Annotated in this window: 13 protein-coding genes; 8 read left to right on the top strand and 5 right to left on the bottom strand. The window is 68.7% G+C overall.

Annotated elements, in window-relative coordinates; translation table 11 throughout:
- Positions 1–5: 5 nt before the first annotated feature.
- The 4 genes from J6U32_RS17195 to J6U32_RS17180 all read right to left on the bottom strand — a co-directional run bounded on the left by J6U32_RS17195 (position 6) and on the right by J6U32_RS17180 (position 4,427).
- Positions 6–1,439 carry a GuaB1 family IMP dehydrogenase-related protein gene (locus tag J6U32_RS17195; protein ID WP_208791400.1) on the bottom strand — a complete coding sequence of 478 codons (1,434 nt, stop codon included), beginning with the start codon at positions 1,437–1,439 and terminating at the stop codon, positions 6–8.
- A 52-nt stretch (positions 1,440–1,491) separates the two neighbouring features.
- The gene (gndA, locus tag J6U32_RS17190) at positions 1,492–2,949 is read right to left on the bottom strand and encodes an NADP-dependent phosphogluconate dehydrogenase (protein ID WP_208791399.1); all 1,458 of its coding nucleotides are present in this window, start codon (positions 2,947–2,949) and stop codon (positions 1,492–1,494) included.
- Positions 2,950–3,024: 75 nt separating this feature from the next.
- Positions 3,025–3,981, bottom strand: a complete 957-nt coding sequence (locus tag J6U32_RS17185; RefSeq protein WP_208791398.1) for a M56 family metallopeptidase — start codon at positions 3,979–3,981, stop codon at positions 3,025–3,027.
- 47 nt (positions 3,982–4,028) lie between these two features.
- Positions 4,029–4,427 carry a BlaI/MecI/CopY family transcriptional regulator gene (locus tag J6U32_RS17180; protein ID WP_208791397.1) on the bottom strand — a complete coding sequence of 133 codons (399 nt, stop codon included), beginning with the start codon at positions 4,425–4,427 and terminating at the stop codon, positions 4,029–4,031.
- A 304-nt stretch (positions 4,428–4,731) separates the two neighbouring features.
- Here J6U32_RS17180 and J6U32_RS17175 point away from each other — a divergent pair, with 304 nt between their 5' ends.
- The 8 genes from J6U32_RS17175 (at position 4,732) to J6U32_RS17140 (ending at position 11,083) form a co-directional block, all read left to right on the top strand.
- A complete protein-coding gene (locus J6U32_RS17175) occupies positions 4,732–5,166 on the top strand; it encodes a PaaI family thioesterase (protein ID WP_208791396.1) in 435 nt (144 codons plus the stop codon).
- Positions 5,163–6,419 (top strand): DUF6986 family protein, encoded by a 1,257-nt coding sequence (locus J6U32_RS17170; RefSeq protein WP_208791395.1) that lies wholly within the window; start codon positions 5,163–5,165, stop codon positions 6,417–6,419. The genes J6U32_RS17175 and J6U32_RS17170 overlap by 4 nt, the downstream gene beginning before the upstream one ends.
- 143 nt (positions 6,420–6,562) lie before the next feature.
- On the top strand, positions 6,563–6,865 hold the full coding sequence (locus J6U32_RS17165) for an urease subunit gamma (RefSeq protein WP_123932178.1): 303 nt from the start codon (positions 6,563–6,565) through the stop codon (positions 6,863–6,865).
- 17 nt (positions 6,866–6,882) lie between these two features.
- On the top strand, positions 6,883–7,212 hold the full coding sequence (locus J6U32_RS17160) for an urease subunit beta (RefSeq protein WP_208791394.1): 330 nt from the start codon (positions 6,883–6,885) through the stop codon (positions 7,210–7,212).
- A gap of 1 nt (position 7,213) precedes the next feature.
- Positions 7,214–8,932 carry an urease subunit alpha gene (locus J6U32_RS17155; protein WP_208791393.1) on the top strand — a complete coding sequence of 573 codons (1,719 nt, stop codon included), beginning with the start codon at positions 7,214–7,216 and terminating at the stop codon, positions 8,930–8,932.
- Positions 8,933–8,977: 45 nt separating this feature from the next.
- Positions 8,978–9,598 carry an urease accessory protein UreF gene (locus tag J6U32_RS17150; protein ID WP_208796177.1) on the top strand — a complete coding sequence of 207 codons (621 nt, stop codon included), beginning with the start codon at positions 8,978–8,980 and terminating at the stop codon, positions 9,596–9,598.
- Between the two features lie 69 nt (positions 9,599–9,667).
- Positions 9,668–10,372: an urease accessory protein UreG gene (ureG, locus tag J6U32_RS17145; protein WP_208791392.1), complete on the top strand. Its 705-nt coding sequence runs from the start codon at positions 9,668–9,670 to the stop codon at positions 10,370–10,372.
- The gene (locus tag J6U32_RS17140) at positions 10,373–11,083 is read left to right on the top strand and encodes an urease accessory protein UreD (RefSeq protein WP_208791391.1); all 711 of its coding nucleotides are present in this window, start codon (positions 10,373–10,375) and stop codon (positions 11,081–11,083) included.
- A gap of 9 nt (positions 11,084–11,092) precedes the next feature.
- Here the strand turns inward: J6U32_RS17140 and J6U32_RS17135 are convergent, their stop codons facing one another.
- Complete coding sequence (locus tag J6U32_RS17135; protein WP_208791390.1) at positions 11,093–12,589, bottom strand: NAD(P)/FAD-dependent oxidoreductase; 1,497 nt, start codon at positions 12,587–12,589, stop codon at positions 11,093–11,095.
- Positions 12,590–12,742 lie beyond the last annotated feature (153 nt).

Genomic DNA, 12,742 nt, shown 5'->3' with positions numbered 1-12,742 from the left:
GGCGATCACCACCCGCCCGGCAACGGGCGTCCCTCGGCGAATCCGGCCGCCGACTGGACGCCGAGGATCACCCGGTCGTGCAGCTCGGTGAGGGTCCGGGCGCCGGTGTAGGTGGCGGTACTGCGCACCCCGGAACAGATGTGATCGAGGAGGTCCTCGACGCTGGGCCGGTCGGGGTCGACGGGAATCCGCGATGAGGAGATGCCCTCCTCGAACAGGCTCTTGCGGGCCCGGTCGTAGGCGTTGTCGTCGGCGGAGCGGGCCACCACCGCACGCTTGGAGGCCATACCGAAACTCACCTTGTACGCGCCGCGCGCATCCTGATGCAGATCACCCGGCGACTCGTAGGTCCCGGCGAACCAGGAGCCGATCATCACATTCGATGCCCCGGCGGCCACCGCGAGGGCGACGTCGCGCGGATGCCGCACCCCGCCGTCGGCCCACACGTGCCCACCGTGCTCCCGGGCGGCGGCCGCACAGTCGGCAACCGCCGAGAACTGCGGACGCCCGACACCGGTCATCATCCGCGTCGTGCACATCGCACCCGGCCCGACGCCCACCTTGACGATGTCGGCGCCTGCGGAGATCAGATCGATGGTGCCCTCGGCGGAGACCACGTTGCCGGCCACGATCGGTACCTCCAAGCCCACCGCCGCGACCGCCGACACCGCGGCGATCATGCGTTCCTGATGACCGTGCGCGGTGTCGATGACCAACAGGTCGGCGCCTGCCCTGACCAGATCGGTGGCCTTCGCCGCGACATCACCGTTGATGCCGACCGCGGCCGCGATCCGCAACCGGCCGTCGGCATCGACGTTCGGGTGATACACGCCGTGACGCAGCGCCCCGACCCGGGTCAGCACGCCGGCCAGCGTGCCGTCGGGATGGGTCAGCACCGCGAGTCCCTGCCGGAGATCGGTCAACGCGTCGAACACCTCGCGGGGCGGGGTGTGCACGGGCAGGGTGACGATCACCGGCGCCGCGACGTCGGAGACCCGGGTGAATCGATCGACGTCGGCACATGCGGCCTCGGTCACCAGACCCACCGGTACGTCGTTCTCGACGACCACCGCTGCCCCGTGCGCTCGCTTGTGCAGCAGCGCCAGCGCGTCGGACACCGAATCCCCGCGGGTCAACGTCACCGGCGTGTCGGCCACCAGATCGCGCGATTTCACGAAGGCGATCGACCGCGCGGCCGCCGCGAGCGGAAGATCCTGGGGCAACACGGCGAGCCCACCGCGACGCGCCAGCGTCTCGGCCATCCGTTTGCCCGAGACCGCGGTCATGTTGGCCGCCACCACCGGGATCGTCGTTCCGGACCCGTCGTGGGTGCTCAGGTCCACGTCGAACCGCGAGGTCACGTCCGAGCGGTTCGGTACGACGAACACGTCGTCGTAGGTCAGGTCATGGGTGAGGTGATGTCCGGACAGGAATTGCATCGCTGCGCTCGACGTCCCTTTCTGCGCTTCGGGGGTGCGGTGGTCGGTCGGGCTACTGCTCGACCTCGCTGCGGTCGCCGCCCCACAGTGTGTGGAAGGTGCCCGGCTTGTCGGTGCGCTGATAGGTGTGCGCGCCGAAGTAGTCGCGCAGGCCCTGGGTCAGCGCGGCGGGTAGGCGTTCGGAGCGCAGCGCGTCGTAGTAGGACAGCGACGAGGCGAACGCCGGGACCGGAACCCCGATGGTCGCCGCCGTGGCCACCACGCGGCGCCAGGCATCGACACCGGATTCGACGGCCTCGCGGAAGTACGGGGCGAGCAGCAGGCTCGGCAGGTCCGGGTTCTCGGCGTAGGCCTCGCGGATGCGGTTGAGGAACTGGGCGCGGATGATGCATCCGCCGCGCCAGATCGTGGCCAGCGCGCCCGGATCGACGTTCCAACCGTATTCCTTGCTGCCGGCCGCGATCTGGTCGAAGCCCTGCGCGTAGGCGACCACCTTGGACGCGTAGAGCGCGGCACGGATGTCGTCGATGAAGGCCGCGGTGTCGGTGGGGGCCGCACCCGGGGTGCCGCCGGCGAGTCCTTGTGCGGCGGCACGCTGATCGGTGGCGCTGGAGAGCGCGCGGGCGAACACGGCTTCGGCGATACCGGTGGTCGGGATTCCGAGATCGAGTGCCGACTTGACCGTCCAGCGACCGGTGCCCTTCTGTCCGGCGGCGTCGACGATCACGTCGACGAGTGGCGAGCCGGTGGCGGCGTCGACCTGGGCGAGTACCTGCGCGGTGATCTCGACCAGATAGCTCTCGAGGTCGCCGGAGTTCCACCCCTCGAAGACCTTGGCGATGTCGGCGACAGGCATGTCGAGGACGCGACGCATCAGGTCGTAGGCCTCGCCGATGAGCTGCATGTCGGCGTACTCGATGCCGTTGTGCACCATCTTGACGAAATGGCCGCTGCCGTCGGGGCCGATGTGGGTGCAGCACGGTTCGCCGTCGACGTGCGCGGAGATCGACTCCAGCAGCGGGCCGAGTGACTTGTAGGACTCGGCCGGGCCGCCGGGCATGATCGACGGACCGTTGAGCGCACCCTCCTCGCCGCCGGAGATGCCGGCGCCGACGAAGTGCAGTCCGCGTTCGGCCATCGCCTTCTCGCGGCGGATGGTGTCGGTGTAGAGCGAGTTACCGCCGTCGATGATGATGTCGCCGGTGTCCATGGCGTCGGCGAGTTCGTCGATGACCGCGTCGGTGGCGTCGCCGGCCTTGACCATGATCAGCACGCGTCGCGGCTTCTCGAGTGCGTCGATGAACTCGGCGATGCTCTCGGTGCGGATGAATGCGCCCTCGCTGCCGTGGTCGCGGATCAGCGCGTCGGTCTTGGCGATGCTGCGGTTGTGCAGGGCGACGGTGTACCCGTGGTGGGCGAAGTTGCGGGCGATGTTCGAGCCCATCACGGCCAGGCCGGTGACACCGATCTGAGCCTTGGTGGCAGGAGTAGACGAGGCGGAGTTGGTCATGACCCCAGCCTATGGGTTATCGGGTCCGGTGCGCGTTGTCGGGTGACCCGCACCGGCGGATGCCGGTGTCGTCGGTCAGTGGTGGTGGGCCGTGAGAAGCCGGCTGATCTCGGTCAGCCAGGGGATGGCGACGGCGAGTGTGGGGATCACGAGGATGGCCACGGCGGCGGCATAGGCGGCCAGCGCCAGCAGGGGGGTGGGCCGGTCGTGACAGAGGCGGTTGACCCGGGCGAGGGTGGTCGGCCCGCCGACGGCCATCGCCCCGCGGGGGGCGACCGCGTCGGCGCAGGCGACGAGCGCACGACCGAGGGTGGTCGGCGCGGTGGCGCGGACCGCTTGATCGTCGGCGAGGGCCTCGACGAGCAACTTCACCGCGTCGAGGGCCGAGCTGCTGCGGACGAATCGCGGGAACGCCTCGTGGAGCGCGATGAATGCCTCGAGGACCAGATCGTGCCGGGCCCGCAGGTGAGCGCGTTCGTGGGCGATGACCGCGATCAGTTCGTCGCGGGTCAGTCGTGACACCACACCTTCGGAGAGCACGACGCGTTGACGCAGGCCGGGTAGGCAATATGCGAGTGGTTCACTGACGTCGAGCATGCGGATGTCGCGAGCGAACAGCGGATGGGTGTGGTCGGAGCGATCGCAGGCGTCGAGGATGTCGATCAGTTGACGGTGATTGGCGCGGCGGGCGCGGGTACGCACCCCGACCCGGATCACCGTGAACAACAACCGCGCACCGATCAGCAGGGTGAGGGCGAAGACCGAGACGTAGATCGACCACAGCGGGATACCGAGGCGTTCGATCTCGTGCAGCGGGTGGGTGGTGGGGGTGCCGTCGGCACCGGGGGCGAGGAGATTCGCCGCGATCGCGAGTCCGCAACTGAATGCCGAGAGCACCGCGGCCAGGGCGATGGCCTGCCACAGTGTCATCGCCGCGCGCGGCGCGCGGATCGGCCACGCGGCGCGGGACAGTGCCTCCGGTACGGGACCGACCAACAGCAACGTCAGGATGCCGAAGAGAAGGGCGGTCATCGTTGGCTGTCCTCGCGGTTGGGCTGTGCGGGCTGTGTCAGGTGAATCTAGCCGGTTTCGTGCGCCGCACGGGCGGCTTCGAGCTCATCGAGCGCATGGCGCAGGGCGGCGGCCTCGTCGGCGCCGACCCGACCGACGAACGACACCAGCGCCGCGTGCCGCGAACCGGGGGCGTCGGCTTCGCTCAGGGCGTCGACCATCAGCGATGCAACCAGGTCTTCGCGCGGATGTGTCGGCACGTACTTGTGGGCGCGGTCCTCGCGGATCTGGGTGACCAGATTCTTCTTGGCCAGGCGCTGCAGGACCGTCATCACCGTCGTGTAGGCCAGTGACCTGTTCTCCGAGAGTGACTCGTGGACCTGTCGGACCGTCTGTGGGGTGGGAGTGGCCCACAGCGTGTCCATGACTGCCCGCTCGAGGTCTCCCAATCCGTTCATCTTTCGCATTTTACTGCCGATTCTCCTCGATGCCGCATCCGACTCGTTGAGCGCGACCGTGGTGGTTGCGCCGTATGTGGTTATGGCGTGTGACCTGCACCTGTACCCGTTTCTGCCGGCCATGCTTGACAGCCGGGTAAGGCTAGCCTACATTAAGTAACCGTTGGACCGCGCGAGAGTCCTGAGGGCTGCAGAGACCCCCGGTCCACGCCACGGTAGGCCCCACATCTCCAACGAGATGTGGGGCCTACCGGTTCCTTCGGGGGTGTTTTCGACTCACCCCGATTGCCTCCGACATGACACTCTTGTCCTCATGACGAGCAATGAGGAGTACGTGAAGTCGACCGAGTGGCGCGGGCTCGACAGCGAGTTGGGCACGGTGATCGAGTCGGTGACGATCGACGGGTTGGTCGCCACTCTCGAACTCGGCCCCAAACATCATCAGCCGTTCGGGATCGTGCACGGCGGCGTCTATTGCGCCGTGGCCGAGAGCGCGGCCAGTATGAGCGGTTTCTTCTGGCTGCAGGAGACCGGTATCGGTGGTACCGCGGTCGGCGTGAACAACAACACCGATTTCCTCCGTTCGATCAGCACGGGCACCATCACCGCACGCACCAGTCCCATTCACCGGGGGCGGCGTCAGCAGTTGTGGGCGGTCGAGATCTTCGATGACCAGGATCGGATGGTCAGCCGCAGCCAGGTTCGGCTGCAGAACATCGAGGTCCCCGAAGGCTCGTTGCCACGATGACCGACGGCATGGCCCACGAGCGCGGCATCACCGACGCCGCCCGAGCGCGGATCGAGGAGCTGCTGTCACCGGTCGACGCCGATCTCGGTCGGTGGTTCCCCGGGGATCGCCCGGAACCACAGCCCGTGCACACGGTCTACGTCAGTGCCGCCGACGTCGACGCCGACACCCCGCGCCGGTGGGGAACCGCCGCACTCGATCTGGAGTCGAATGCGTCCGCGGTGGCCGAACTCGCCGGTGAGGAGGTGCGCGAGATCGTGCGCACCCGGTTGGCCGCCAACCCGATCGAGGATCTGCGCATCGACCTCGAGGACGGCTACGGCTGGCGTGGCGACGAGCGCGAGGACGCCGACGCCCGACGCGCCGGGCAGACCCTGGCCCGCTGGGTCGACGATCGGCCGCACGCCCCCCGGTCGGCGGGCGTGCGTGCCAAGGGACTCGGCGCGTTCGAACGGGCACGGGGGATCCGCACCCTCGAACTCGTACTCGAGGCGGCGGGGGGAGTCCCGTCGGGGTTCGTCGTCACCGTGCCCAAACTGCGCGACGTCCGGCAGGTCGACGCGATCACCGTTCTGTGCGAGGAGTTCGAGCGCGCACACGGCCTCGCCGACGCCACCGTGCGGGTCGAGCTGCAGATCGAGATCCCGCAGGCCGTGCTCGGCCCCGACGGACGCGCCACCCTGGCGCAGGCCATCCATCGTGGCGGCCCGCGCATCTGGGGACTGCACTACGGCACCTACGACTACAGCGCGGCCTGCGGGATCGTCTCGGCGCAGCAGTCACTCGAGCATCCCGTCGCCGACCACGCCAAGGCCGTCATGCAGGTGGCCGCCGCGCAGACCGGGGTGTGGATCAGTGACGGATCCACCCAGGTGATGCCCACCGGGGATGCCGAGCAGATCGACGCGGCACTGCGTCGCCATCACCGGCTGGTCACGCGGTCGCTGGAACGCGGCTTCTACCAGGGCTGGGACATGCATCCGGGCCATCTCGTCACCCGATGGCTGGCGGTTGTCGGCTTCTACCGATCGGCGATGCCGACCGCGGCGAGCCGACTGCAGGCCTATTTCGAGCGACGCTCCGGTGATGTGGTCGACGAGCCGGCGACCGCGATGTCGCTGGCACTGGTGATCCGCCGCGGCATGGCCGCCGCGGCCTTCACCGTCGACGAGGTGTGCGCAGTGGCGTCCTTGTGCACACCGGCGCGGCTCGACGAATTGTCCGCCGGCGGCGGTGCCCTGACCTCCGGCTGACGCCTCGGTGCGCTCGCCGCGCCGAGCACACCGAGAAGTGGCAGGATGACGGAGCCGGAGTGCACCGCAGGTGCCCCGGAGATGAATTCGGACCCGAGGGCGTCGAATTCCAACAGGTACCGACACGGGGAAGGACGGAATCGGTGCGACTGTCGCCGCATGAGCAGGAGCGTCTGCTCATCTCCTACGCCGCCGAGCTGGCCCGCCGCAGGCAGGGACGCGGACTCAGGCTCAATTATCCGGAGGCGGTCGCCGTCATCACCGATCACGTCCTCGAAGGCGCGCGAGACGGTCGCACCGTCGCCGAACTCATGGCGAGCGGCCGTGAGGTGCTCACCCGCGACGACGTGATGGACGGGATCCCGGAGATGCTGCACGACGTGCAGGTCGAGGCGACCTTCCCGGACGGCACCAAGTTGGTCACCGTGCATCACCCGATCGGCTGAGGTAGGGGAGTTATCCAGTGGCGCAACAGAAATCGACGATCGTGCCCGGTGAGGTGATCACTGCCGACGGCGTCATCGAGCTCAACGAGGGGGCCGCGGCGATTACGCTGACCGTCACCAACACGGGCGATCGGCCGGTCCAGGTCGGCAGTCACGTCCACTTCCCGCAGGCCAATCCGGCACTGGACTTCGACCGGGATCAGGCTCTTGGGCGGCGTCTGGACATCCCCGCAGGCACCGCGGTGCGCTTCGAGCCGGGAATCGAGATGACGGTGACACTGGTACCGCTCGGCGGAACCCGTGAGGTGCACGGGATCTCGTTGGATGCGCCCGGGAAGGTGGGTTGAGATGGCGATCCTCGGACGCGACCGCTACGCGCAACTGTTCGGCCCCACCACCGGTGATCTGATCCGTCTGGCCGATACCGACCTGCTCATCGAGGTCACCGAGGACCGTTGCGGCGGACCGGGTCTGGCCGGCGACGAAGCGGTGTTCGGTGGCGGCAAGGTCATTCGGGAATCGATGGGGCAGAGTCGTGCCACCCGCGCCGACGGCGCGCCCGACACCGTCATCACCGGCGTCGTCGTGCTTGACCACTGGGGAATCATCAAGGCCGACATCGGAATCCGCGACGGCCGCATCGTCGCCATGGGCAAGGCCGGAAACCCCGACACGATGGATGGCGTGCACCCCGACCTGGTGATCGGGGCGTCGACGGAGATCATCGCGGGCAACGGCAAGATCCTGACGGCGGGCGGTATCGACTGCCACGTGCACTTCATCTGCCCGCAGATCATGGACGAGGCGCTCGGCAACGGCATCACCACGCTGATCGGCGGGGGCACCGGCCCCGCGGAGGGTTCCAAGGCCACCACCGTCACGCCCGGGGCGTGGCATCTGGCATCGATACTCGCCGCCACCGACCACTGGCCCATGAACATCGCTCTTTTGGGCAAGGGCAACACCGTCAGTGCCGAGGCCATGCGCGAGCAGATCCGGGCCGGCGCATCGGGATTCAAGCTCCACGAGGACTGGGGGAGTACACCGGCGGCGATCGACGCCTGCCTGCGGGTGGCCGACGAGACCGGGGTGCAGGTGGCACTGCACTCCGACACCCTCAACGAGGCCGGTTTCGTCGAATCGACGCTGGGTGCCATCGCCGGTCGCAGCATCCACGCCTATCACACCGAGGGTGCAGGCGGTGGGCACGCACCCGACATCATCACCGTCGCCGCGGCGCCCAATGTGTTGCCGAGCTCCACCAACCCGACCCGTCCGCACACCGTCAACACCCTCGACGAACACCTCGACATGCTGATGGTCTGCCATCACCTCAATCCCACCGTGCCCGAGGATCTCGCGTTCGCCGAGAGCCGTATCCGGCCGTCGACCATCGCTGCCGAAGACCTGCTGCACGACCTCGGCGCGATCTCGATGATCGGGTCGGACGCGCAGGCGATGGGGCGTATCGGTGAGGTCGTGTTGCGCACCTGGCAGACCGCGCACGTGATGAAGCGCAAACGTGGTGCGCTCGAGGGCGACAGCCGCGCCGACAACAACCGTGCGCAGCGCTACATCGCCAAGTACACGATCTGCCCTGCGGTCGCGCACGGTTTCGACGACGAGATCGGCTCGGTCGAGGTCGGCAAGCTCGCCGATCTCGTGCTGTGGGATCCGGCGTTCTTCGGTGTGAAGCCGGATCTGGTGATCAAGGGCGGCGCGATCGCCTGGGCGCAGATGGGAGACGCCAACGCCTCCATCCCGACCCCCCAACCGGTCCTGCCCCGACCCATGTTCGGCGCCGCGGCGCCCACCGCCGCCGACACCTCGCTGAGTTTCGTCGCGCCGGGTTGTGACGCCGACCTGGCCGATCGCATCGGCATCCGCCGCAGGCTGGTGCCGGTGAAGAACACCCGCGCCCTCGGCAAGGCCGACATGCCGCGCAATGCCGCGATGCCGACCATCGAGGTCGACCCCGATACCTTCACCGTGCGCATCGACGGTGCGGTGTGGGATGCCGAGCCGGTGCCCGAACTGCCGATGGCCCAACGGTATTTCCTGTTCTGAGCCACCGTGACCGATCCCGCTGCGCCCGCCACGTCGTCGTTGTCGATGATGCTGACCCTGGCCGACTCGCGCCTACCCGTGGGGGGCCACGTCCACTCCGGTGGTGTCGAGCAGGCGATCACCGACGGCTTCGTGCGCGGCGTCGCCGATCTCGCCGCCTTCCTGCACCGTCGGCTGACGACCAGCGGTCTCGTCGCGGCATCGATCGCCGCTGCCGTGGCCGAGGGCACCCTCGACGTACCGACCGCCCAGATCGAGACCGACGCCCGTACCCCGTCGGCCGCCGCCCGCAAAGCGTCTCTCGCGCAGGGCCGCGGGATGGTCCGGCTGGCCCGACGGATGTTCCCGACCACCGATTTTTCGGCGCACCTGCCCAGCACCCATCTGCCGGTCATCAGCGGTTCGGTCGGCGCGGCGTCGGGCCTGTCGGGACTGCACACCGCGCTCGTGTGCGTCTACACGACGGTCAGCGGTACGGCGACGGCCGGGCAGCGGCTACTCGCCCTCGACCCGGCCGATGTCGCGGTGATGATCGCCGACCTCGGTGCCGAGTGCGAATCGGTGGCCGCGCAGGCCGCGACCGGACTGGCCGATCTGTCCGACCCGGTCCTCGATGTCTTCGCCGAGCGTCACGAGTCCCGGCCCATGCCACTGTTCATGAGCTGACGTCACGGCTCACGAGCCGAATCGACCGCCACCGCGGCCGACCACGATCCGACCCCCGAGAGGAACCTCATGCCCCCGCACCTGATCGACGGCGAACCCCACGATCACGGCCACGACCGGCCCCGCCGCCACCGCGAGCCCGGAGAACCGTTGCGCATCGGCATCGGCGGGCCGGTCGGCTCGGGCAAGACCGCGCTCGTCGCAGCCCTGTGTCGCCAACTGCGCGACGAACTGTCGGTGGCCGTGCTGACCAACGACATCTACACCACCGAGGACGCCGACTTCCTGCGCCGCAACGCGGTCCTGCCCGACGAGCGGATCACCGCCGTGCAGACCGGTGGCTGCCCGCACACCGCGATCCGCGACGACATCACCGCCAACCTCGACGCGATCGATGACCTGATCGCGGCCAATCCGCCGCTGGATCTGATCCTCGTCGAATCCGGCGGCGACAACCTCACCGCCACCTTCTCCACCGGGCTGATCGACGTGCAGATCTTCGTCATCGACGTCGCCGGCGGCGACAAGGTTCCCCGCAAGGGCGGCCCCGGGGTGACCTGGTCGGACCTGCTCGTCATCAACAAGACCGACCTCGCCCCGCAGGTCGGTGCCGATCTGCAGGTGATGCGACGTGACGCCGCCAAGGTCCGTGAGGGCCGCCCGACCGCGATGATCTCGCTCACCGACGATCCGGCCGCCACCGATGTGCTGGCCTGGGTGCGTGGTCATCTCGCGGCCGACGCGCCGGTGGGTGGCGGGGCGGCCGGACGGTAGATGCGCACCGAGGTCGAGATCGTCGTCGAGGCCGGTCGCTCGCCGCGCGTGCGGGCCACCGGCGGGCTGGCCGTTCGCCGGACCGGTATGTCGCGTGCCCACCTGATCGGGACCGCGGCGACCCCGCTGGGCGGCGACCACATCGAGGTCGTCGTACATCTCGGGGAGGGCACCTCACTCGACCTCGGCTCGGTGGCCGCGATGATCGCCCTGCCCGCCGCGGATCGGGTGGGGTCGACCTCGCGATGGCGTATCGAGGTCGGCGCGGGCGCCCATCTGCGGCTCGACCCGCAGCCCACCGTCGTGGCAGGGGGAGCCCACCACGATTCGGTGATCGAGGTGCACGCCGACGCCGACGCGACGATCGACCTGCACGAGCACATCCAGATCGGCCGGTCGGCCGTCGATCACCCCGGTGACGACGCCGGACGATGGCACGGACGACTTCACGTCGACGTCGACCGGCGTCCCATCCTGCGTCACGGACTCGAGTTGGGTGCCGGATCGGCTTGTGCAGCAGTCGGTTTCAACGCACTGTCCAGCGTGTTCCGCTATCCGGACGCGAGTCCGGCACACGTGGACACCGACCATTTCGCGGCCCGGCTCGCCCTGGTCGGCGACGCATCGCTCACCACCGCGCTGGGTCGGGGAGTGGCGCAGGCACGCAGCCACTGCGACGCTCTCGACGCGGCAGCCCTCGCGCAGATCTAGGGCTCAGCCCTAGCTGGCCTCGGCCGCGGAGGCCTTGTCGGCCTCGGTCGTCGTGGCATCGGCATCACTGGTCGGCTCGTTCGCCGACTCGGTCGCCGCGGCGGAGTCGTCGGCACCGGCCGCCTCGGCCTCCACCTCGGGCACCGACTTGTTCTCCAATGCCGACAGCGCGCCGATGGCGGTGCGCGCGTAGACCTGCTGTTCGGTCACCGCGAGCTGCGAGCGACCGCGCGTGCTGAACGCGAAGAACCAGTTGATCAGCGTGTTCAGCCGGTTGCGGAAACCGACGAGGTACACCAGGTGCAATGCGAGCCAGCCGAGCCAGGCGAAGTATCCCTCGGTCTCGAACTTTTTCTTGGTTCCCGGGATCGGCACCTGCATCACCGCGCTGAAGCGCGAGATGGTGGCCATCGAGCCCTTGTCGTAGTAACTGAACGGCTTGCGCTGATCGGGCGTCTGGCCCTTCTGCTCGGCCTTGATCGCGTCGGCGGCGTAGCGCCCGCCCTGGATCGCGCCCTGCGCCACCCCCGGAACGCCGTCGACGGCCATCATGTCGCCGACGACGAAGACCTCGGGGTGGTCGGGGATGGTCAGATCGGGCAGCACCTTCACCCGGCCGGCCCGGTCGAGTTCGACCGCCGATTGCTCGGCGAGCTGCTTGCCGAGCGGACTGGCCTGCACGCCCGCCGACCACACCTTGCACTGCGATTCGATGCGTCGGGTGCTGCCGTCCTTCTCCTTGACCACGAGGCCGTCGTAGTCGAGGTCGACGACCATGGCGCCGAGCTGGATCTCCACCCCCATCTTCTCCAGCCGTGCGGCCGCCTTGCGACCGAGCTTCTCGCCGAACGGCGGCAGCACCGCGGGCGCCGCGTCGAGCAGGATCACCCGGGCCTCGGTGGGATCGATGTTGCGGAAGGCGCCCTTGAGGGTCTTGTCGCTCATCTCCGCGATCTGACCGGCCAGCTCGACGCCGGTCGGGCCGGCGCCGACGACCACGAAGGTCAGCAGCTTGGCGCGTTCGGCCGGGTCGTCGGACAGCTCGGCCTGCTCGAAGGCGCCGAGGATGCGTCCGCGCAACTCGAGTGCGTGATCGATGGTCTTCATGCCCGGCGCGTACTCGGCGAAGTGGTCGTTGCCGAAGTACGACTGGTCGGCGCCCGCGGCGATGATGAGTTTGTCGTACGGCGTCATCGTGATGCGCTCGAGCAGCCGCGAGGTGACCGTCTTGGCGGTGAGGTCGATCTGGAAGACATCGCCCATCAGCACCGTGACGTTGCGCTGCTTACGCAGGACCACGCGGGTGGCCGGGGCGATCTCACCCTCGGCGACGATGCCGGTGGCCACCTGGTAGAGCATCGGCTGGAAGAGGTGGTGGGTGGTCTTGCCGATGAGTGTGACGTCCACATCGGCCTTCGCGAGCCGCTGGGCGGCGAAGAGACCACCGAAGCCGGAGCCGATGATGACGACGTGAGGGCGTGCCGAAGTCGGGGTGGGGCTGCTCATCGGAAGAACGTCTCCTCATCGATCGTGGTCGACATACCCGAAGGCGGGCATGCGTGCTCGATTGTGTCGGGCCGTGGATACGGTCTGGGTGCGGGCGCGATCACGTCGCACACCTCTTCACGGTAGTCCTCGCCGCCGGATCGGTCGCGGTGA

Source organism: Gordonia polyisoprenivorans (assembly GCF_017654315.1).
GTDB lineage: Bacteria > Actinomycetota > Actinomycetes > Mycobacteriales > Mycobacteriaceae > Gordonia > Gordonia polyisoprenivorans_A.
The sequence above is the reverse complement of the archived record's forward strand: the minus strand, read 5'-3'. Positions and strand labels throughout refer to the sequence as shown.

Bases quoted from the DNA above. Each gene is read 5' to 3' on its own strand.
- J6U32_RS17175 (WP_208791396.1), top strand. From the start codon at position 4,732: ATGACGAGCAATGAGGAGTACGTGAAGTCGACCGAGTGGCGCGGGCTC.
- J6U32_RS17170 (WP_208791395.1), top strand. From the start codon at position 5,163: ATGACCGACGGCATGGCCCACGAGCGCGGCATCACCGACGCCGCCCGA.
- J6U32_RS17195 (WP_208791400.1), bottom strand. From the start codon at position 1,439: ATGCAATTCCTGTCCGGACATCACCTCACCCATGACCTGACCTACGAC.
- ureG (WP_208791392.1), top strand. From the start codon at position 9,668: ATGCCCCCGCACCTGATCGACGGCGAACCCCACGATCACGGCCACGAC.
- gndA (WP_208791399.1), bottom strand. From the start codon at position 2,949: ATGACCAACTCCGCCTCGTCTACTCCTGCCACCAAGGCTCAGATCGGT.
- J6U32_RS17185 (WP_208791398.1), bottom strand. From the start codon at position 3,981: ATGACCGCCCTTCTCTTCGGCATCCTGACGTTGCTGTTGGTCGGTCCC.
- J6U32_RS17150 (WP_208796177.1), top strand. From the start codon at position 8,978: ATGATGCTGACCCTGGCCGACTCGCGCCTACCCGTGGGGGGCCACGTC.
- J6U32_RS17135 (WP_208791390.1), bottom strand. From the start codon at position 12,589: ATGAGCAGCCCCACCCCGACTTCGGCACGCCCTCACGTCGTCATCATC.
- J6U32_RS17180 (WP_208791397.1), bottom strand. From the start codon at position 4,427: ATGCGAAAGATGAACGGATTGGGAGACCTCGAGCGGGCAGTCATGGAC.
- J6U32_RS17140 (WP_208791391.1), top strand. From the start codon at position 10,373: ATGCGCACCGAGGTCGAGATCGTCGTCGAGGCCGGTCGCTCGCCGCGC.
- J6U32_RS17155 (WP_208791393.1), top strand. From the start codon at position 7,214: ATGGCGATCCTCGGACGCGACCGCTACGCGCAACTGTTCGGCCCCACC.